Origin of the sequence: Quatrionicoccus australiensis (assembly GCF_020510425.1) — a bacterium.
In the GTDB taxonomy this organism is placed as follows: Bacteria; Pseudomonadota; Gammaproteobacteria; order Burkholderiales; family Rhodocyclaceae; genus Azonexus; species Azonexus australiensis_A.
This window is the reverse complement of record NZ_JAHBAH010000001.1, coordinates 2,551,493-2,572,136: the sequence shown is the minus strand read 5'-3', so window position 1 is coordinate 2,572,136 and position 20,644 is coordinate 2,551,493. Positions and strand designations below refer to the sequence as shown.

Sequence of the window (20,644 nt, the reverse complement as noted above, 5' to 3'; positions counted from 1 at the left end):
AAGCTCACTTGGCCAGGGCTTCGGTCAGCAGCGAGGCGTCGATGCCCTTGGCCGCATCCGGCTTGCCGTCGATCAGCTTGTTGTCGAGCAGGAACTTGGCAATGGTCGGCGCCACGGTCTGCAGCGACTTCGGATCGGCGGCATTGAACGCGGCCTGGTTGGCGGCAGCGTCAAAGAACTTGGTACCGGGCAGGAAGACCTTGTATTCGTCGGCCTTCATGCTGACCACCTTGGACATGATCGCGGCGGCTTCATCCGGGTTCTCGCGGATGAACTTCTCGGTGTCGAACCAGGCGCGGATCATGCCGACCAGGTCCTTGCGCTTGGCCTTGATTGCCTTGTCCTGCGCGACCAGCAGGTCGGGGATCAGGCCCGGCATGTCCTTGGAGGTGAACAGCGATTTGCCCTTGCCGCTCTTCTCGATCTGGTTGACCCACGGGTTCCACACCACGGCCGCATCGACGCGACCGGACATGAAGGCGGCGGCAGCATCGCCGGCCGACAGATTGACGACCTTGACGTCCTTCTGACTCATGCCGTTCTTGGCCAGCGCGGTGGCGAGCACGAAATGCGAAATGCTGAATTCCTCGAGCGCGATGCGCTTCCCCTTGAGATCGGCAAAGCCCTTGATCTTCGGGCTGACCATCAGCGCGTCGTTGCCGGCCGAATTGTCATTGACCAGCACGGCCTTGACCGGCACGCCCTTGGCGAGCGGGCCCATGGTGTCGGACCAGGTTTGCGAGTTGGCGTCGAGTTGACCGGATGACAGCGCCGAGATCGAGTCGGTGTAGTTGGCGAACCAGACCAGTTTGACGTCGGCGTGATTCTTCTTGAAGAAACCCTTTTGCTCGGCAACGTACCAGGCCACCCAGCCCGGCCAGTCGGACACGCCAACCTTGACTTCGGCCAGCGCCGGCGCCGAGGTGGCGATCAGCGACAGGCCGACGCCGAGCGCGACGGCACCCTGGCGCAGGCGGGAGAAAACGGAAGAAACTTGCGAGGCCTCGCCGGAGAGGATGGAGCGGCGGGCGGAACGGGCTGCGAGATTGTGCATGACTGACTCCCTTGCGGATCGGATAAATGGGCGAGAGGGCGCTTCGTCAAAGCGATCCTCCCGGGCTTTTATCCCTCCGTGGAGCCATGCCCTGCCGACAACGAGTCCGGCATTTCATGACCGGCAGCTCTCGGACCAGACATCCCGCCCGACATTACTGCCCATTGGCGAAACCGGAACCCTAGCTACCCTTCGAAGAAGCGAACGCGCTACAACAGTTCCGCCCCTCTCGACAGTCTATTTAGCACGTCGTATGCCAAGCAACGCCATACAAAAATAGTCATTTAAAAACAGGACCATAAATTTTGGAGCAACCGAAAAAGGAACAGTCGGCCGGTAAGGTGCTGGCACATCGTGGTGCCAAGAACCACAAAAAGCACCACCTTGGTGCAGATTATCATTTGAAAAATCCGTTACACATATGCCAAAAGGCGTAGTATTCAGGCGTCTACCGATAAAAATCAGGAAGCTCTGGAAGTTCCTCCTGCATAGCACCGCCGTACTGGCCTGACCCGCTGCCCGAACAAGAATATGAGGCCCCCGCAAAACCTGCGCAAACTGCTGCTCTCCAGCCTGGTACTCGCCAATTTGCTGGTTGTTCTGCTATGCATATTCTCGCTGCAGCAAAGCCGCGAACAGTATGAACAGCGCGCCGAATCACTGACCCAGAACATCGCCAGCGCACTGGATCAGGACGTTTCCGGCAGCATTGCCCGCATCGACCTCGCCTTGCGTACCGTCGCCGACGAACTCGAGCGCCAACTGGCCGGCAAAAAAATCGACGAGGCCGGCATGACCGCCTTCCTGAGCCGGCACGAACAGCGCCTGCCGGAAGTCGAAGCCTTCCGGGTATCCGATGCAGACGGTCTGGTCATTCTCGGCAAGGGGCTGATCAAGGAAAAAAAGATCAGCTGGGCTGACCGCGATTACTTCATTTATCACCGCGACCACAGCGACAGCACGCTACGCATTGCCGAACCACGCATGGGGCGCGTTTCGCAGCAGTACATCATCGGCTTTTCACGCCGCTACAACAGCCCGGACGGCAGCTTTGCCGGGGTGATTTCGGCCCCCATTGCGCTTAGCCACTTCGCAAAGATCATTTCCCGCTTCGATCTCGGACCGCACGGCAGCATTATTCTGCGTGACGACAAGCTTGGCCTGATCTCGCGGTTTCCAGCCATCCCCGACCAACCTGGCGGCCAGGTCGGCAATCGCGGTGTCTCACCAGAACTCCGGCAACTCGTCGAGTCCGGCATCGCCACAGCCAGCTATCACACCCAGAACGGTCCCGACCGGCAGGATCGTCAGCTGACCTACCGGCATCTCGCCAAGGCGCCGATGATCGTTCTCGCCGGCGCCGCCAGCGAGGATTCTCTGGCAGCCTGGCGCACCGAGCTTTACCAGACCTCGGCGATGGCGCTTGCCTTCATCCTGCTGTCAGCCCTGTCCGGCTACTTCATGCTGCGCCAGCTGAGCCTGACCCAACTGCGCGAGGAAATGCTCAACCACAGCGTCGAACATGGCCTGCGCCAGCAGGAAAGTCTGCGCCGCCTCAACGAAATCGCCGCGTTCTCGCATTTGCCGCTCAACAAACAATTGCAGCAGGCCCTCACGGCGGGCAGCAAACTGCTGGAACTCGAGTTTGGCATCATCAGCCAGATCAGTGGCGACATCTACCGCGTCATCTCCCAGGTTTCCCCGGACAATGCCCTGCACGATGGCCAGGAATTCCCCTTCGGCGACACCTATTGCAACATCACGCTGCAGAGCGAAAATGTGCTTTCCATCGCCCGCATGGGAAGTTCCAGCCATGCCCGTCATCCCTGCTACGCCGCATTCGGGCTGGAGTCGTACATCGGCGCACCGGTCCTGGTAAACGGCAAGGTGCACGGGACAGTCAATTTCAGTTCCCCCACGCCCTACCATCGCGAATTCGACGATACCGACCGCGAATTCATGGCGCTGCTGGCGCGTTGGGTCGGTTCGGCCATCGAGCGCGAGCAGGCACAGCAGCAACTGGCCAGTAACGAACGTCAGTTGCAGACCATCATCGACACCGAGCCCGAATGCGTCAAATTGCTGACACCGGATGGCCGGCTATTGCAGATGAACCGTGCCGGGCTGAGCATGATCGAGGCCAACGCGCTCGAGCAGGTGCTGGGCTGCGACATCCTCACCGTCGTCGCGCCGCAGGATCGCGCCGCCTTCTGCGCCCTGAACGACAGCGTCATGCAAGGCAAGGCCGGCTCGCTTGAATTCGAAATCATCGGGCTCAAGGGTGGGCATCGCCAGCTGGAAACCCATGCCGTGCCGATGCGCGATAACGAAGGCCGGATCACCTCCATCCTTGCCGTTACCCGCGACATTACCGAGCGCAAGCGCAACGAGGCCGAACTCGAATTGCACCGGCGCCATCTCGAAGAACTGGTGCAACAACGCACCACGGCCCTGATGGAAACCGAAGCGCGCGCCACGCATATCATCCAGTCGAGCGCCGACGGGCTTTACGGCGTAGACGCCAAAGGCCTGATCACCTTCATCAATCCGGCCGCCTGTGAAATGCTCGGCTATACGGCCGAACAGGTCATCGGCCAGCCCGGCCACGCCCTCTTCCATCACAGCAAGCCGGATGGCAGCCCCTATCCGCTGGCGGAATGCCCGAGTCACAGCGCCCTGTGCCAGGGCATCAAGATGCGTGCCGACAACGAGGTCTACTGGCATGCCGACGGCCATGCCGTGCCCGTGATGTATGCCATACATCCGATGCTGGCAGACGGCAGGACGATCGGCGCCGTAATCAGCTTCGTCGACATGAGCGAACAAAGGGCCACCGCCCTGGCCCGCGAGCAGGCCTTGATGGCAGCCGAGAACCTGGCGCGTATCCGCAGCGAATTTCTCGCCAACATGAGTCATGAAATCCGCACGCCACTCAACGGCGTACTCGGCTTTGCCGACATCGGTTTCCGCAATTGCGAGAACCCGGCCAAGGCGCGCGATGCCTTTGCCAAGATCCAGCTTTCCGGCAAGCGCCTGCTTGGCGTCATCAACGACGTGCTCGATTTTTCGAAAATCGAGGCCGGCAAACTGAATATCGAGCAGACCCGGGTCGATCTCGGCGAAGTCATCGAACACACACTGGATCTGCTGCGCGACCGGGCGGAAGCAAAGGGCATCGAACTACACACCGAACTCGCCGCCGACCTGCCGGAAAGTTGCCTGAGCGACCCATTGCGGCTCGGTCAGGTGCTGCTCAATGTACTCTCCAACGCCATCAAATTCACAGCCCACGGACAGGTCAGCCTGAGCGCCTCGGTGCACGGCGATCGACTCGCCTTCCGGATCAGCGACACCGGCATCGGCATGACGCCGGCGCAGCTTGGCGAGCTGTTCAATCCCTTCCAGCAGGCCGACGCCTCATCCACCCGCAAGTTCGGCGGTACCGGCCTCGGTCTGGCGATCAGCAAACGCATCCTCGAACTGATGCAGGGCAGCATTGAAGTACGCAGCCAGCCCGACATCGGCACAACGGTCGACATCCTTTTGCCCTACATTTCCGCCCCGGCCGAAGCAGAAAAGGAAACAAGCCCCGCGCGTCCGGCAATTGCCGCCACGCCGCTACAGGGGCTCTCCTTCCTGGTCGCTGAAGACGAACCGATCAACCAGACCATACTGGCAGCCAACCTGATCGAGAATGGAGCGACGGTGGTCGTGGTCAGCAACGGGCGGGAAGCCGTCGAGCGCATTGCCCGCGACGGCGATGCCGCCTACGACTATGTGCTAATGGACATCCAGATGCCGGAAATGGACGGCTACGAAGCGAGCCGGCTGATTCGCGAACTGGCGCCCGACTTGCCGATCATCGCGCAAACGGCACACGCCTTCAGCGAAGAGCGCGACAAGTGCCTGGCCGCCGGCATGATCGGCCATCTCGCCAAACCGGTCGACCTCGAAGAATTGCTCAAAATGCTCCGCCAGCATGCCCGACGCGAGCGCCGGACCACGCTGGCCTGAACCAGCAATCCCAAAGGCTTACAACCAGCCGGCCACCTTGCTGCGCTCGGGCACACCGCCGGCGTGCACAACCTTGCCATCGACCACCACGCCCGGCGTGGACATCACGCCGTACCTCATGATCTCGGGCAGATCCTCGACCTTGGACAGGCTGATGCTGACGCCTTTCTCGGCGGCCACTTCCTCGATCAGGCGAACGGTATTCTTGCAGTTGGCACAGCCGGTGCCGAGTACCTTGATGTCTTTCATGGCACAACTCCTTAAAGCACGAGATTGAAAACGTAACCGACGAGCAGGATGCCGGCCGCAACGATGCCAACGAAGGTGGCAATCAGCGGCAGGCGCAGCACCTTGCGCAGGATGATCATTTCCGGCAACGAGAGCGCGATGACGCTCATCATGAAGGCGAGCACGGTACCGAGCGCCGCGCCCTTGCCGATCAGCGCCTCGACGATCGGAATGACGCCGGCCGCATTGGTGTACATCGGCACGCCCAGCGCCACGGCCGCAGGCAGCGACCACCAGGGCGCATCCTTGCCCATGAACGAGGCCATGAAATCTTCCGGCACGTAACCATGGATCGCCGCGCCGAGCGCAATGCCGACCAGGATGTAGGGCCAGACCTTGCCGACGATTTCGCGGACATGCCGACCGCCGGCCGTGAAACGCTCGCGCCAGTCGAGACGCTCGCCGGCAAACTCGGGCGCCGAGCCGGCGAGGATGCCCTGCACCCAATCCTCGAGATGGCGTTCCATTTTCAGATGACCGATCACCAGGCCGGCAATGATCGCCACCGCCAGGCCGAGCCCGAGGTAAAGCGCCGCCACCTGCCAGCCGAACATGCCGAAGAGCAGGACCAGCGCCACTTCATTAACCATCGGCGCCGAAATCAGGAAGGAGAAGGTCACGCCGAGCGGCACACCGGCCGACAGGAAGCCGATGAACAGCGGCACCGCAGAGCAGGAGCAGAAGGGCGTGACGATGCCGAGCAAGGCCGCCAGCACATTGCCGACGCCGACCCGCTTGCCGGAGAGCAGCGCACGCGTGCGCTCGGGCGAGAAGAAGGTCTGGATGATGCCCATCAGGAAGACGATGCCGGTCAGCAGGAGCAGGACCTTGGGCGTGTCGTAGAAGAAGAAATGCACCGCTTCGCCGAGCGGTGTGCCATGTGCCAGACCGAGGGCGGCGATCACGGCATCGGCGAACTCGGTCAGATGGCTGTAGACCGCGAACCAGAGCAACGTCGCCACGGCCAGGCCGAGCAGCCAGACGCGCAGGGACGGACGGGATTTTTCGGGGAGGTCGGCAGAGCCCATGGTTGCGATCCGGAATTCTGTTCAGATGAACGGAAGACGCAGCATGCCGCGAAAGGATGCAGGGAGGTGCATTTAATTTATGCCGACCGGAACCGGTCGACCGCTACGACTCGCCCGAATCCGCCAGCGGCGGGCGCGGCACGAAGCAGCAGACCTCGCCGTCGGCATCGAAACGCACCTGGCAGGCGCTGACCAGTTGCGCGCGCAAACGCCGGCGCGCCCGTTGCAGACGCGACTTGGCGCCGGGCAGCGAGATCCCGAGGCGCTCGGCCAGCACCTGCTGCGTCCGGCCTTCGAGATCGCACAAGGTGATCGCCAGGCGGTCGGCCGCCGACAGTTCGGACAGTACGCGCGGCAGGCACTGGCTCAGCGCATCGACCACCGGCGCCGCGTCCGCCCCCGGCGCCGGAATGTCGGCCGGCAGTTCGACATGCTCGCGGCTGCGCCGCAGACGATCGAGCAGCGCGTTGCGCGTTACCTCGAAGAGCCAGGCGCGCGCATTCTCGATACGGCAGAACTTGGCGTCCTGGCGCAGCGCCTTGATGAAAACCTCCTGCAGGACATCGTCGACCTCGTCGGCCGGCGCGCCGTGCCGGTGCAGGTAGGCGCGCAATTCGCCGACATGGGCTTGCCAGGCGGTCAACAGGCAGGGAACGGCCATTTTGCTCAGTCCACCTCGCCGGCAAAAAAGCGTGTTTTGAACCACAGCGCCAGGCTGACCAGGGCAATCATCACCGGCACCTCGACCAGCGGCCCGATCACCGCGGCGAAGGCGGCACCGGAATTGATGCCATAGACGGCAATCGCCACCGCGATCGCCAGTTCGAAATTGTTGCTGGCGGCAGTGAAGGACAGCGTCGTGCACTTCTTGTAATTGGCCCCGAGCTTGCGGCTCATCGCGAACGAGAAGAGAAACATGACGATGAAATAGATCAGCAGCGGCACGGCGATACGCACGACGTCGAGTGGAATGCTGACGATGAGCTGGCCCTTGAGACTGAACATGACGACGATGGTGAACAGCAGCGCGACCAGCGTCAGCGGCCCGATCTTCGGCACGAAATGCGTGTGGTACCAGTCCTTCGAAACGTAGCGCAGCATGATGACGCGGGTCAGCACGCCGGCGACGCAGGGAATGCCAAGGTAGATGAAGACGCTTTCGGCAATCTGGCCGATCGAGATATCGACCACCATGCCGGTCAACCCGAAAAAAGGCGGCAAAACGGTGACGAAAAACCAGGCGTAAATACTGAAAAACAGCACCTGGAAGATCGAATTGAAGGCAACCAGGCCGGCCGCGTATTCAGTCGAGCCCTTGGCGATGTCGTTCCAGACGATGACCATCGCGATGCAGCGGGCGAGGCCGATCAGGATCAGGCCGACCATGTACTCCGGCTTGTCCGGCAGGAAGATGACGGCCAGCGCGAACATCAGGATGGGCCCGATGATCCAGTTCTGGAGCAGCGACAGGCCGAGCACCTTCCGGTCGGCAAAGACGTCGGCCAACTCCTCGTAGCGCACCTTGGCAAAGGGTGGATACATCATCACGATGAGGCCGAGCGCAATCGGGATATTTGTCGTGCCGACCTGGAAGCGATTGATGAACGCCTCGCTGCCCGGCACGAAATAGCCGAGCGCGATGCCCAGCGCCATCGCGGCGAAAATCCATACCGTCAGGTAACGGTCGAGGAAGGAAAGTTTCTTGCTGACTGCGCTCATGCCATGCTCCCACACGAAACCCGGCGCGGTTTCGCTCGATAGAAAATCCACTTACAGCGTGCCGATCCGATCCAGCTCGGTCTGAAGGCGCGCCCGCTCGTCCACCAGTTCAGCGAGTGGCAAGGCAAGAAAAGCCTCGATGCGGCGGCGCAGGATGCGATAGGCCGTCATGAAGGCGGCGTCGATTTCCGCATCCGTGCCCACGGCATGCGCCGGATCCTCGACGCCCCAGTGGCTGCGCACGACCGGCCCGAGGTAGGCCGGACAGGTTTCGCCGGCTGCACTGCCGCAGACGGTGATCACGATATCCGGTATCAGCGGCAGGTTGTCCCAGGACTTGCTGGCGTAACCCGCCGTTGCAATCCCTTCACGCGCCAGCAAGGCGAGCGAACGCGGATGCACCCGCCCGGTCGGTTTGCTGCCAGCACTGATCGCCCGCCAGCCGGCCGGCGCCAGGTGATTGAAGGTGGCTTCGGCGAGGATGGAGCGACAGGAATTACCGGTACACAAAAAAAGAATGTTCATTTTTCCACTCCCGGCGAACCGCCTTCAGCCGGCCCGCAGAGCGGAGCCAGGCGCAGATCGCCACATTGTTCGGGGTGACCGGCGCAGCACTCGGCGGTCAGATAGTCGATCACCGTCTGCATCAGCCCCATGTTGGCGCGATAGCGCTGGAAGCGACCTTCCTGCACCACCGTCAGCAAACCGGCCTGGCTCAGCGCCTTGAGATGGAAGGACAGGTTGGACGGCGGCAAATCGAGGCTGGCGGCGATATCGCCGGCGACCAGACCGTCCGGCCCCTGGCGGACCAGCAGGCGAAAAACGTCGAGCCGGATCGGCGAGGACAGGGATTCGAAGACAGCGATGGCAGAATTTTTTTCCATGCTTCGATATTACAACAAATATTGAAATATTAAATCCCATCAAACTTGGGGAGAAGTCGAAATCGAGGAAAAGACCGGAGCCGGGCCAGGAAGAACATGGCAGGCCCTCAGTTTTTTTCAGAAGCCCGGCCGCCGGCCTGCACCTGATTGCTCTTGAGGCTTAACGCACCAGTTGTGGCGCACCACAAGTCAGGGTGAACACAGAGACATCGGCAATGCCAATCTGAATACCGAGCAGCGACAAGACCGGGGCAAGAATCGCATCGAGCAGGGCAAAGACCGGGTTCAGGACGCCGCGCAGCGCATCAAGCAGGGTTCCCAGTTGCAGATCCAGGCCAAGCAGTTTGACGTCCAGGATCAGACTGCTCGCGAGCACATTGAACAAGCCCGTCGTAGACAAGCCATCGACAGACTGGGTATTGCCTGCATTGAACGGCCCGGTAAATGCGAGATCCGCCGCCCCTCCCGGCAAATTGACTTCGGCCCGGGCATCAACGGTCACCAGACCCAGCACATTGAGAATGGTCGCCTTGCTCACCGTGGCCGCCGCACTGCGGTTGGTCATCGCATCGGCATTGACGTTACCGACATAGGCGCGCACCGCACTGGAAGCGACCCCGACATTGACGATGCTGTTATCTCTCGGGTAGCGGCAATCGATGCTCTTCAACCAGGCATCACCGGCCGCAACTTCGAGATAGAGAGGCAGATTGACCAAGCCGCCGAGCACCTCGCCAATAACCAGGTGCAGTTTCAAACGCCACTGCGAAGTGTGGGCCTGCGTTCGCCAGTGACCGTCGGCACCAATGCCGGGCGGACCAATCGCGATGCTGGGCGGCTCGATCATGGTCAGGGCAACATCGAGCTTCGCCAAGCCGCCAAGATCCAGACCGAGCGCAGGTATATTGATAAAGTTTTTCCCATTCGCCACCTGCGCGGCCAGGGTCACCAGCTGCAGCAAATTGATATTGGCCTCGGCAGCGCTGTTGCCCGGGGCCAACGAGGCATCGATCAGGTCGCCGAGCTTCAGCGAGAGATCACCACCGGACTTCAGCGCCAGCAAATTCAGCGTATCAATCACCGTCGCATCGACGGTCGCCAGATCGGTCTGCGTCAGCGCAGTGGCCGTTAGCTTGAGCAGATCGGCCAGGGTCAAATCGAGTGCCAGCAGCTTGTCGACCGTCCCGACCGATGCCTGCGCCTTGACCAGATCAAGCAGGCGCACGCTGGTCGTGGCCAGGCCACGAAATGAGGCAACACCGAGATTGAGCGAAGTGTGCAGCAGCTTGCCGAGCAGGCCATTCAGCAACACCGATTTTTGCGTATCAATATTGAGCAGGGCCGTACCGATCGACAGGCCGGCAATGTCGCTGCTCGCAGCGGTGGCCGTCGCACTGATCTCCCGACTGCCGAACATGAAAAAATAAGGCTGAGTGGTGGTCGCCGTGACCTGCACCGCATTCAGATCAGCAGCACCGCCCCCGGCAGTAAAAGCCTTGGCGCGGAAATCATAGGCGCCGACAACGCTGACCAGGCGGTTGTTGCGAGCCCCCGGCACGGCAAAGTTGTTGAGTGCCGCGCTATCAAGCGCCACCGCCGGTGCAGCGGAAATATCGTTGATCGCCGACAGGGCAGCCATGTCGGCCACGTTCTGCAGTTGCCGTTTGGTCTGGAACAAGCTGCCCAGATCAACCGCCAGGAGACCGGCTCCGATAATCAAGGCAAGGCCGCTGGCAGCCATGGTGCTGATCGCACCGCGCTGCCAGGAGCGCCCTACCGAACGCCGGGATTTGAAAAACATGAACGCAGACCGTCAGCGGGAACGCGGAGCGGACGGCTTGTTCGAACTGGAGGCACTATCCTTCGACTCCGGCTGGGGCTGGGAGAAGCCCTCCAGGTAACGCTGATAGGAACGGCTGGCGACATCGCCGCTCACGGGTTGCGCCTTGCCGGCAGCTGCGCCCGAGCGTTGCAACTCAAGCAGGGCGCTGGTTGCAGCCCCGATTTCCTGCACTTTTTCCTTGCCTTCATCAGCCGACAAGGCCCCGGAAAAAGCCACGCCGGCCGCAATGCAGAGGCCAGCCAGAATAGTGCTTTCAGGTTTCATTTTTCTGCCTATCGACAAGCAGCCGGTGCGCCAGACAAGCCTTGACATAGCCCTGCAACTGGTCGAACGAAACCGGCTTGGTAAATACAGTAATTTCCGAGGACAGGCCGCCCCTTTCCTCGATTTCTTCGGCCCCCATACCGGTCACGGCAACGATATTCAGACTGCGTAATACCGGATCGTTGCGCAGCAACTTGATGATTTCGAAACCATCGACGCCTGAAATCCGCAGATCCGTGATCAGCAAATCGGGGGGGCAGCGGCCAATCACCACCAACGCTTCGAAGACGCTACTCACAAAAGTCAGCTGGATAGGCATCTGCCAGGCGGCCATGGTCAAGCGGTAGAGCTTCAGCATGTCTTCGTCGTCCTCGAGGACCAGCACACTGAAATTCTCGCGCGCCGATTCAACGACCGGGGCCGGCGCGATATTGCCTTTGCCCATCCGCTCCTGGATCAGCTCCTTGACCGAACTCAAGGGCAGCCGCCGATGGCCGCCATCGGTCTTCCAGGCACGGAGAACGCCAGCCTCGACCCACAACTGCACGGTACGCAGCGAAACATGCAGCATGTCGGCCGCTTCGCGCGTGGTGCAATAGACCTCGGAGTCGTCAGGCTTGTTCGTGGTTTTTAATTTATTCATTTTCAGTCATCTCATTGGGCCAACCTTGATGAGCCCGGCACGGCTCAGGACGATCCTTTCACCGGCTTCGCTCATTCCCGCAGACTCGCGGCGGCACCCTCAACTCTATCAATTTTTTGCCCACTATCCGGCAACTTGACTGAATCCAGCACTTTTTTCTCGCGCCCATAGGCAAATTCACCAGCTTTGCGGGAAATTTCCTGGCGTTGCGCCTCTGGAAACTGATACCAGTTCATGATGCTCTGCGCCTTTTCGGGCTGCCCGATCACGCCATAGAGCAATGCCAAATTAGCCCCGATCCGAGCACTTTTCGGATCCAGCTCACTCGCCTTGTGGAGGCTAAGGCGCGCATCATCGAGTTGCCCGGCAAGCAACTGCGCATACCCCAGATCATTCAGAATGGCACCATTGGTTGGAGCCAACTGATTCGCTTTTGCCAAAGCAACCAAGGCTGAAGCCGTATCGCCCTGACGGCTGGCAATGATACCCAGCCCGTGATTGGCACCGGCTGACGGTGCCGTTTTCAGCATGTTTTGGTAAATCGCCCGGGCACGATCAAGATAGCCGACCTCGCGCAGGGCATCACCCCGCAACAAGGCAGCCCGAGCATCGCCAGGCCAGCGCAGGTCGAAGGCGTCGAGATGGGCGATGGAGGCAAAATAGAGCTTCTTTTCCTGCATGTTGCCGATCAATTGCAGATAAAACTCGGGATCGTTCTCGTTTTCCCCTTGCCGCGCCCCCCCCTCGGCTGCGATCTGACGGGTCGGGATCTCGGCCAGCAGAGTAGAGCTTGCTGTGCACAGGCCAAGCAGCAGAAAGAAATGCAACAGGAACGGTGTGGCAGTTTTCATGTCAGATTGCCCAAGGCCTTGAACAGCGAAAGAAAGCCGGGACCAGCTGTAATGATGATCAGGGCAGGCAGCAGGAAAATGACCATGACGACCACCATCTTGGTAGCCATCTTGCCGACGAATTCCTGCATCTCGAAACGCTTTTTCTCCGTCAGGCGCTGCGAGAACTGACGCAATGGCTCCTGTACGCCAGCCCCATAGCGATCGGTCTGGCAGATCAGGGCAACCAGTTCGCCGAGTTCATCGACATCGAACTGGCGCGCCATCTGCTGCAGGGCATCACTACGCGAACGGCCGCTGCGGATAGCCAGGTTGACCGCCCGGAACTCGCTGGCCAGCACCGGCAGGCCAAGGCGGCCATCTTCGGCAAAGAGCAGGATGGACTGTTCAAAATTGATCCCCACGCTGTGCATCATGCGCAAAAAATCGACGAATACAGGCAGCTCGTCTGCCAGTTGCTGGCTGCGCCGACGGGCAAGAAAAGCCAACACATACTTGGGTGCCAGATAGAGGATGATGCAGGCCGCCACCAGTTTCAACCAGCCATCCTCATTGCCGGCGAGCAGCACGTAACCGACAGCCAGGATGGCACCGGCCAGCGGCAAAGCCAGTCGCAACGTCTGAAAGAGAAGCAGCATTCGCATGCTGCGGAACCCCGCCCGGATCAGCAGGGTACGCTCCTCCGAGCTCTGCTCGGCCCCGCCGGCCCCCTCTCCACGACCAGAAATGAACAATGCGATCCGTTCGAACAGAGACACCTCTTCCACCTCTCGCTCGAATTCGCCAGGGAGAGCACCAAGCATCTGCTCGAGACGACTCATCTGGCGTTGGCGTCGGATTTCGCGCTGGGCACGCAAGAAATAGCCGTAGGCAATGCCACCGACCCCACACACAGCCAAGGCAACGCTTGCCGCGACCAACCAGGGAATCAGATGCATGTCAGGCGCCTCTCATTTCAGGCGTGCCATACGAAAGAGCAAAAACATGCCACTCACCTGCAAACCGGCAGCAACCAGCAACAACTGTCGCCCGGTATCGTCATGCCACATGCTGATCAGGTACTCCGGATTCGACGACAAGGTCAACAAACCAACGACCACCGGCAAGGCGCTGAGAATCCATGCACTGGCCCGGGTTTCCGCGGTCATTGCCAGCAACTCCTTGCGGCTGCGCAGGCGCTCGCGCATAGTCAGCGTAATACGCTCCAGAATGGCTTGGGCATTACCGCCATAGCGCACACCAAGATAAAAGACCGAGGCCATGAAGTTCAGCTCACGGATGGCGTAACTCTCCGCCACCTGACTCATCGCATCTTCGAGGGCCAGCCCGGCCTGGGTCCGCAACAGCACCTGGGAAACAATGCCCCGCAAGGGCTCCTGGCACTCCTCGCCGGCGTTGCGAAAAGCGAGCTCCAAGCTGCAACCGACACTCAATATCCGGGAAATCGCATCGAGAAAACCGGGCAACTGGGCCACCACCTGCTCACGAAAGCGTTCGCTGCGCCAATTGAAAAAAAGAACAACGAACAGCGGATAAGCGACAACAAAAAACAGCAAACCACGTCCCCAACCAAGCAGTAACAAGCCAAGGACAAGCAGCACCAGACCGGGCAAGGCAAGCAGGATAAAGAAGCGCTGATTTACGTCAAAACCGCTACGCAGCAGATAATTACCAAGCAATGGCGGCAACCAACTGCTATTGACAGGAGGCGGCACAAAGTCGTGTGCCGATTCGAGCCGGGCCAGCGCCGAGTTGAGACGCAACAGACCCCGGACATGACGCTGCTCGCCCTTGCCCCCCTGCAGCAGCAGTACTGCCGCACCGAGCATGCAGAGCACAGCCAGCCCGAGCAGGACGTTCAGTTGAGTCACAGGCCACCCAGCAGGAAAAGGGGATTACCGGTATAGCGTTTGAGCTTTGGCGTTTTGGGATGACAACCAGTATTGACCCAGCCTTCACGACCGTTATTGATGACCGGTTCATAACGGAACAATTCCTGCATGGCTACCACTTCATCCTGAACGCCGGTGAGCTCGCTGATTGAGATCACCCGCCGCGCGCCATTCGGTTGTCGGGCCAACTGGACGATCAGGTTGATGGCGCCGACAATCTGCCGGCGCAGGTTGAATTCGCCGCCCTGCCAGCCGCCGAAATGCAACAACATTTCCAGGCGGTGCAAGCACTCACGCGGTGAATTGGTGTGAATTGTGGACATCGAACCATCGTGGCCAGTATTCATTGCCTGCAGCATCTCAACGGCTTCACCACCGCGTACCTCGCCGACGATAATCCGGTCCGGCCGCATGCGCAGACTGTTGCGCAACAGGTCACGCGCGGTGACTTCAGCGACACCTTCCAGCCCACCCGGCCGCGACTCGAGGCGCACGACATGTTCATGCAGCAACTGCAGTTCGGCAGCATCCTCAATGGTAATGATGCGCTCGCCCTCGGGAATGAACTGGGCCAGCATGTTGAGAAAAGAGGTCTTGCCCGAACCGGTGCCGCCGCTGATCAGGATGTTGCATTTCATCTCGGCGGCGTGCGCAAGGAAATCCAGCATTTCCTGATTCAAGGTGCCGTAGGCCAGCATGTCGGAGGCCTGCAACGGATGGCTGCGGAACTTGCGGATCGAGACCACCGGACCATTCAGCGAGACCGGCGGAATGATCACGTTGAGCCGGCCGCCGTTGGGCAGGCGGGCATCGACCATCGGGCTGCCTTCGTCGACGCGTCGACCGAGCGGCGCAATCATGCGCTGAACGATGCGCATCAGGTGCTTGTTGTCGATGAAGCGGATCTTGCTACGCTGCAGCAGGCCGTTTCTTTCGATGAACACTTCCTTGTAGCCGTTGATCAGGATGTCGGCCACGCTGTCGTCGTTCATCAGTTCCTGCAGCGGGCCGAGGCCGGTCAGTTCGTCGGTCAGATCCTTGACGACGAGCTGGATGTCGGTCGCGTTGAGCGGCACCCGGTGGTTGGCGATAAAATCCTCGACCTCCTGGGCGACGAAACGCTGCACGACATTGAGCGACCAATTAACGAAATCTGCACCCAGTTCCTCGATGCGTTCGACCAACTTCTGGTGCATCACCCCCTTGATGTCCTGGAACTCGTCGGACTGGTGAAACTCGCTGTGCGGATCGGTACCGAGGGCGAAATCGAAATCCATGGCCAGCGTCCTTACTTGAGCAAGGGGGTAAACAGACGGCGCAGGAAGGAATCCGGCCCCGGAGCACTATCGCCCACCCCGGCCCCGGCAAGCCGCCCCTGGCTGCCGGCGATCCCGCGCAGTACCTCGAGATAGGGATCCTTCGGCGCCACTTCGAGCAGGGGCTTGCCGAGGTTGGCACAGGCGATCATCTTGTCGGTACGCTGCGGCAGGTTGTCCACGCAATGCAGTTGCAGGTTCTGGGCAATCTGCTCCGGCGTCATGTCGATGCGGGCGTCGTACTTGCCCGTCAATAGGCCGATGCGTTCGGTCTCAAAGCCGCGCTCGCGCAGGTTCTGCAACAACTGGCGCGCCGAAAACACCGAGGGCAAAGTCTGTTCGGAAACCAGCATGATGCGGTCCGAGATGCCCAAGGCGTACATCAACAGGTCCATGCCGGCAAAGCCGCCGAGATCGACGACGACGACCTTGAAATAGGACTTGAACAGGCTGAGCAGGGTCATCGCATCGACCGGCGAAATGTCGCGCAGGTCGGCCAGGTTGTGCGGCAGCGAAAGAATGGCCAATCCGCTCTTGTGGTGCGCGAAGGCGGTATTAAGCAGGGCATGGTCGAAACGGCGCAGGCTGCGCACGGCATCGCAGAAATTGAAGCCAACCTTGGTGTCGAGGTAAAGCGCCGCGTCGCCGGCCGGATAGCCAAAATCAAGGAGCAGGACGGGTTCGTCCGGCATCACCTCCTGTTTCAGCAGCAGGGCCAGATGCACCGCCGCTGTCGAGGTACCGACACCGGGCCTGGCACCAAGCAGTGTGATCATGTTGCCGGTTGACTGGGCCGGCAGGTTCGGCGACTGTTCCAGCACATGCTGCACCGAACGACGAATTTCGTCGCGCGGCGCCTGTAGTTCGACGAAATCGCGAGCCCCGGCACGCATTGCCTCGATGATCAACCCGTTGTCAGCACGCGAGGCGAAGCCAACGATCCACAGACGTGGATAGACGGATAACAGGTTGCCAGCCAACTCACTGGCCTTCTGAGTGTTATCGCCGGAAAACTCAACGAAAACAATGTTGGAACCCAGCGAACCGACCAACTGGGCCAGTACATCGGTATTCCAGTGCAACCAGACGGCGACCCCCAGGCTTTGCAGGGCTTCGTTAAGTTCTGCAAAACGAGTTTCCTGCTCAGTCACGACAATGAAACGGTGCTCCATGATCAGTCCGCCCCTGCTTTTTTATTTGGAAAAGCCGGTATACCGGGCATTCTCATCGTCATCGGACAACAATAAGGTGCCCCACAAACTCGGGTTGTAGTTCGCCTTCTCTTCGCCCGGCATCGGCCCGAGCACCGTCCCCTCGGCCAGCGGCCGGACCAGGCGCGGCGTAACAATGAACAACAGCTCCTTATCTTCCCGCGACAGGCTGATGCTCTTGAAAAATGCACCAAGTACGGGAATGTCGCCAAGTCCGGGAATCTTGTTCACGTTCTTCATCACGCTCTGGCTGACCAGACCGCCAATCACAAAGCTCTCGCCATTACCCAGTTCGATACTCGTACCCGCCCGACGCGTGGTCAGGCTGGGAAGGGTAACGCCGTTAATGGTGATGGCGTTCTCGAAATCAAGGTCGCTGACTTCCGGAGCGACAGTCAGCGCGATCCGGTTTTCAGCGAGCACGGTCGGCGACACCTCCAGACGAATGCCGTAGGGCTTGTACTGGATCGTCGTCTGGCCCAGCGCCTGCGGCACTGGCACCGGAAACTCGCCACCAGCCAGAAAGTCGGCAGTGCGGCCACTCTGGGCGACCAGGGTCGGCTGGGCCAGTGTGCGGACGAAGCCGTTGCCTTCCAGCATGCTAAGCACACCAAGCAAACTGTTCGAGGAATTGCCGACCACAAGATTCAGAGCCTGATTGATCGGCAGAGAAGCTTCCGACGAGATCACTCCATTGCTCAACTGCACCTTGGTCAGACTACTCGGCGCATAGGTACCAAAGGTGAAACCGGATTTGTTGGACAACAGACTCAGACCGGCCTTCTTCAGTATCTTGCGGCTGAACTCAACGACCCTGACATCGATCTGCACCTCGCCGCTGTACGGCAACGTTGTTTTATCGAGCAACACCCCCTTGGTATCACCCGCCGCATGCAACGCGACCAAGCGGGCGGCCTCAAGCTGGCGCATATCAGCCCCCCGGCCTTCGAGGATACTCAAATCTCCGGCTGCCTTCAGGCGGATCTCGCCCCCCGCATCGCTCGGCAAAGAACCAACCCCCTTGTTGATCTGCAGCCGGTAGCTTTGCGCGATCGGCATGCCCTTGAGCCAGACCAGCAGCGTCGTTTCACCCGGGCGGTTGCCCTGCAGCAGAACTTCCTGGGCGCTCAGCACACGGGCCTCAACAATATCACCACTGCCGACGGCCACACGCCGTACCGGCTTGGCCAGTTTCAGCAAATGCTGCCCTCCGGCGGCTATTTCGATGACCCCGCTGTCTTCGCCTGCACGCGTCATTGCGGGCCACACCAGGCTGACGCTTGCCAGCAGCAGGGCAGCCAAACGCAAGATCGACCGGAATCCGAGCTTGCATGCCAGGCAAGCGTTGCCTTGTTGCTTGCTAGCCGTTGTTTTCATTGCCGGGCCTCGCTTTGTTTCGCATTCAGGTACACCGTTTTTTCCTTCAGGCCGTGTAGCACGCTTACCGCGCTCCCCGAGGCAGCAACGCCCTTGCCGGCAGGGGAATTAGGCCCCACTCCCAGGCCCCGTTGACCAATTTTTCCTGTGCCCACAAGGTCACGCAAGGTCAATACGGGCGGCGCAACCTCCTTCGCCGCAGCGGAAATCTGAGCCGGAGAAGCGCTCGTAACAGCGACACCCTCTGGCGCTTTATCCGGCACGGCTTCCTGCGGCCGCAGGGCAAGCAGCAGCCGGCCACTCTCGGCCGCCAGGGCAAGTTTATCGACATCCCCCAGGCGCACAGCAAGCACAGCCGTTTTGGGGGTTTCCGTGTTGCTGCGCAACTGGCTACCACTGTCCTTGGTGGCAGCAGCATCCTTGCTGCCAAAAGCCAGTACGCGCAACTTCTCAAGAAGCAACCTGGACTGGGTATCAGGAATTTCCTCACTGTTACGCCGCAGGGTAACGAAGACATCAACCCGATCGCCAGGATTCAGGCGATTACCGACAGCGATCACGTCATCGACGCGTACCGCAACAGCCCGCTCACCTTCTTCAAGACGTTGCTGCATCGCACGGACATTCCCCTCAATCCGCTCTTGGAGCAGAGGTTCACCGACAGCAATATCGGAAGCCGTGAGTTTGCCGAGCACGGCCTTGATATCGCCATAACTCCCCGGCGGCCGCGACGGCAGCCCGGTCAGCTGTACCATTTCCGGGAGGATTGTCGTTCCGGCAGCAATGCGTACGGTGGCGACGACGACCGGCTGCAGGCGGGTTTCGGCCTCATGCTGTTCGGCAGTCATACGTTCGCTCAGCACCCAGGCATAGGCGGCAAGCGCCAAAGCCAGCAGGATCAGCACGCCGCCCAGAATTCTTTGAGTCTTGCCCACTTTCGCTTATCCCTCTATCAACGGCGGCAACGCCACTCAGTAAACCGCATCCAGCTGCACAGTCGCCTGGGCCGTCAGGCGGGCCGGCAGCGCAATGCCCAATCCAGGCAAAGCCGGCACGAGCGGATTATTCAAATAGTCATAAACCAGCAGCACCTTGACGCAAACAAACGACGTAGCCACGCATGGTGCCGAAGTGACCTGCGGCACTGGCGCGCGCCCCCCGAGCCAGGCGATCGCCGTTGCCGAGGTCGTTTTTGCCAGTGCCATACGTTCCGGCAAACCGCCGACGTCTCTCACCGCCGCCCGAGCCCCCTCGCTGGCTGCCTGAGTGAGCGAATGCTGAACAGCAAAGACCATCCCGTAGGCAACGATGCCATACATGACCATGAAAAAGAGCACGAACACCAGGGCGAACTCTATGGCTACCGCCCCACGCTGCGCCACCGCCGACGGACATCGCGACTCACGCACGCGCCATCTCCGGCCACCAGCTCAGCACCGCCTCGGCATCAAGCCAGCCCAGCACCAAGCCGATCACCACAACAGCCAAGCCAGCACCAAACGGAATACGAGCGCGCAGTCGGGAATCGATCTGCCGACCAGACATGTAGTCGCGGCAAACCGGCGACAACAGCAGGACGGCCAACATGCCGGCCAGCACTGAGCCATAAACGACCACCATGAACAACACCTTGAATCCGCCCAGCCAGCCAATGACCGAGATCAGCTTGACGTCGCCCGCCCCCATCCAGCCCGTGACATAAAAAGGCAGGAAGAGCACCAAGCCCAGCAGCCCGGCCAGTAGCGCGTCGGTCAGTACACAACCGAAAGGCATCAGACCAAAAGCCAACCAATGCATGGCACCAAGCAAGACACCGCAAAGCAGAAGCACATTGGGTAATCGCCGCCAGCGCCAATCCTCATACGCCAAACCACCAGCCCAAATGCCCAGTACCAGACTCACGATCACCGTTACTGTTCCCTCATTGCCGCCAGGTGCCATGTTGTTCTGGCGGGGCAAAGTCCTCAACAAACTCGCCCCTGCGCCCAAGTATCATTTTCATCACGTTTCTTCAGTCAAGACATGACCAAAAAACACGCATCGGCAGGTTTATGGCAACGCATCCTTGATGGCAATAAATACAGACTTGAGTTTCTCGCCAACGCCGGTTACCGAAAGAATGATCGCGACGGCGATCAACGCGGCGATCAGACCGTACTCAACCGCGGTAGCACCCTCTTCATCGGAAATGAATTTCTTGACTGCTTGCCACATCTTGCAACTCCTCGAAAAAGACTACAAAGGCAGAAAAATCAGCACC

The 20,644-nt window shown here is 60.2% G+C and carries 21 protein-coding genes and 1 riboswitch; of the genes, 1 reads left to right on the top strand and 20 read right to left on the bottom strand.

Features of this window, described 5'->3' with window-relative positions; genetic code table 11:
• Nucleotides 1-4 precede the first annotated feature (4 nt).
• A complete protein-coding gene (locus KIG99_RS12375) occupies nucleotides 5-1,054 on the bottom strand; it encodes an ABC transporter substrate-binding protein (RefSeq protein WP_226460429.1) in 1,050 nt (349 codons plus the stop codon).
• A 55-nt stretch (nucleotides 1,055-1,109) separates the two neighbouring features.
• A riboswitch (guanidine-I (ykkC/yxkD leader) is annotated at nucleotides 1,110-1,250 on the bottom strand.
• A gap of 335 nt (nucleotides 1,251-1,585) precedes the next feature.
• On the opposite strand from KIG99_RS12375, the gene KIG99_RS12370 reads away from it, so the two are divergent.
• On the top strand, nucleotides 1,586-5,068 hold the full coding sequence (locus KIG99_RS12370; RefSeq protein WP_226460428.1) for an ATP-binding protein: 3,483 nt from the start codon (nucleotides 1,586-1,588) through the stop codon (nucleotides 5,066-5,068).
• Between the two features lie 18 nt (nucleotides 5,069-5,086).
• On the opposite strand, the gene KIG99_RS12365 is transcribed toward KIG99_RS12370, so the two are convergent.
• The 19 genes from KIG99_RS12365 to KIG99_RS12275 all read right to left on the bottom strand — a co-directional run bounded on the left by KIG99_RS12365 (nucleotide 5,087) and on the right by KIG99_RS12275 (nucleotide 20,598).
• Nucleotides 5,087-5,317, bottom strand: coding sequence for a thioredoxin family protein (locus KIG99_RS12365; protein WP_226460427.1), 231 nt, complete (start codon nucleotides 5,315-5,317; stop codon nucleotides 5,087-5,089).
• Between the two features lie 11 nt (nucleotides 5,318-5,328).
• Nucleotides 5,329-6,384 carry a permease gene (locus KIG99_RS12360; RefSeq protein WP_226460426.1) on the bottom strand — a complete coding sequence of 352 codons (1,056 nt, stop codon included), beginning with the start codon at nucleotides 6,382-6,384 and terminating at the stop codon, nucleotides 5,329-5,331.
• Nucleotides 6,385-6,487: 103 nt separating this feature from the next.
• Nucleotides 6,488-7,045 carry a sigma-70 family RNA polymerase sigma factor gene (locus tag KIG99_RS12355; RefSeq protein ID WP_226460425.1) on the bottom strand — a complete coding sequence of 186 codons (558 nt, stop codon included), beginning with the start codon at nucleotides 7,043-7,045 and terminating at the stop codon, nucleotides 6,488-6,490.
• A gap of 5 nt (nucleotides 7,046-7,050) precedes the next feature.
• Nucleotides 7,051-8,103: an ACR3 family arsenite efflux transporter gene (gene arsB, locus KIG99_RS12350; RefSeq protein WP_226460424.1), complete on the bottom strand. Its 1,053-nt coding sequence runs from the start codon at nucleotides 8,101-8,103 to the stop codon at nucleotides 7,051-7,053.
• A gap of 51 nt (nucleotides 8,104-8,154) precedes the next feature.
• Nucleotides 8,155-8,628, bottom strand: a complete 474-nt coding sequence (locus tag KIG99_RS12345; RefSeq protein ID WP_226460423.1) for an arsenate reductase ArsC — start codon at nucleotides 8,626-8,628, stop codon at nucleotides 8,155-8,157.
• Nucleotides 8,625-8,987: an ArsR/SmtB family transcription factor gene (locus KIG99_RS12340; protein WP_226460422.1), complete on the bottom strand. Its 363-nt coding sequence runs from the start codon at nucleotides 8,985-8,987 to the stop codon at nucleotides 8,625-8,627. The genes KIG99_RS12345 and KIG99_RS12340 overlap by 4 nt, the downstream gene beginning before the upstream one ends.
• A 160-nt stretch (nucleotides 8,988-9,147) precedes the next feature.
• A complete protein-coding gene (locus KIG99_RS12335) occupies nucleotides 9,148-10,788 on the bottom strand; it encodes a pilus assembly protein TadG-related protein (protein ID WP_226460421.1) in 1,641 nt (546 codons plus the stop codon).
• 12 nt (nucleotides 10,789-10,800) lie between these two features.
• The gene (locus tag KIG99_RS12330; RefSeq protein ID WP_226460420.1) at nucleotides 10,801-11,094 is read right to left on the bottom strand and encodes a DUF3613 domain-containing protein; all 294 of its coding nucleotides are present in this window, start codon (nucleotides 11,092-11,094) and stop codon (nucleotides 10,801-10,803) included.
• Nucleotides 11,084-11,737, bottom strand: coding sequence for an excisionase family DNA-binding protein (locus KIG99_RS12325; protein ID WP_226460419.1), 654 nt, complete (start codon nucleotides 11,735-11,737; stop codon nucleotides 11,084-11,086). The genes KIG99_RS12330 and KIG99_RS12325 overlap by 11 nt, the downstream gene beginning before the upstream one ends.
• 71 nt (nucleotides 11,738-11,808) lie before the next feature.
• Entirely contained in the window at nucleotides 11,809-12,588 is a 780-nt protein-coding gene (locus tag KIG99_RS12320; RefSeq protein WP_226460418.1) for a tetratricopeptide repeat protein, read from the bottom strand.
• Nucleotides 12,585-13,526 carry a type II secretion system F family protein gene (locus KIG99_RS12315; RefSeq protein WP_226460417.1) on the bottom strand — a complete coding sequence of 314 codons (942 nt, stop codon included), beginning with the start codon at nucleotides 13,524-13,526 and terminating at the stop codon, nucleotides 12,585-12,587. The genes KIG99_RS12320 and KIG99_RS12315 overlap by 4 nt, the downstream gene beginning before the upstream one ends.
• Nucleotides 13,527-13,538: 12 nt before the next feature.
• The gene (locus KIG99_RS12310; RefSeq protein WP_226460416.1) at nucleotides 13,539-14,459 is read right to left on the bottom strand and encodes a type II secretion system F family protein; all 921 of its coding nucleotides are present in this window, start codon (nucleotides 14,457-14,459) and stop codon (nucleotides 13,539-13,541) included.
• Entirely contained in the window at nucleotides 14,456-15,757 is a 1,302-nt protein-coding gene (locus KIG99_RS12305) for a CpaF family protein (RefSeq protein ID WP_226460415.1), read from the bottom strand. The genes KIG99_RS12310 and KIG99_RS12305 overlap by 4 nt, the downstream gene beginning before the upstream one ends.
• Nucleotides 15,758-15,768: 11 nt before the next feature.
• A complete protein-coding gene (locus KIG99_RS12300; protein ID WP_226460414.1) occupies nucleotides 15,769-16,968 on the bottom strand; it encodes a hypothetical protein in 1,200 nt (399 codons plus the stop codon).
• A gap of 21 nt (nucleotides 16,969-16,989) precedes the next feature.
• The gene (locus tag KIG99_RS12295; protein ID WP_226460413.1) at nucleotides 16,990-18,315 is read right to left on the bottom strand and encodes a type II and III secretion system protein family protein; all 1,326 of its coding nucleotides are present in this window, start codon (nucleotides 18,313-18,315) and stop codon (nucleotides 16,990-16,992) included.
• 65 nt (nucleotides 18,316-18,380) lie between these two features.
• On the bottom strand, nucleotides 18,381-19,319 hold the full coding sequence (cpaB, locus tag KIG99_RS12290; protein ID WP_226460412.1) for a Flp pilus assembly protein CpaB: 939 nt from the start codon (nucleotides 19,317-19,319) through the stop codon (nucleotides 18,381-18,383).
• A 36-nt stretch (nucleotides 19,320-19,355) separates the two neighbouring features.
• A complete protein-coding gene (locus tag KIG99_RS12285; protein ID WP_226460411.1) occupies nucleotides 19,356-19,793 on the bottom strand; it encodes a TadE/TadG family type IV pilus assembly protein in 438 nt (145 codons plus the stop codon).
• On the bottom strand, nucleotides 19,786-20,325 hold the full coding sequence (locus tag KIG99_RS12280; protein ID WP_226460410.1) for a prepilin peptidase: 540 nt from the start codon (nucleotides 20,323-20,325) through the stop codon (nucleotides 19,786-19,788). The genes KIG99_RS12285 and KIG99_RS12280 overlap by 8 nt, the downstream gene beginning before the upstream one ends.
• A 108-nt stretch (nucleotides 20,326-20,433) precedes the next feature.
• Nucleotides 20,434-20,598 (bottom strand): Flp family type IVb pilin, encoded by a 165-nt coding sequence (locus KIG99_RS12275; protein ID WP_226460409.1) that lies wholly within the window; start codon nucleotides 20,596-20,598, stop codon nucleotides 20,434-20,436.
• Between the last annotated feature and the right edge of the window lie 46 nt (nucleotides 20,599-20,644).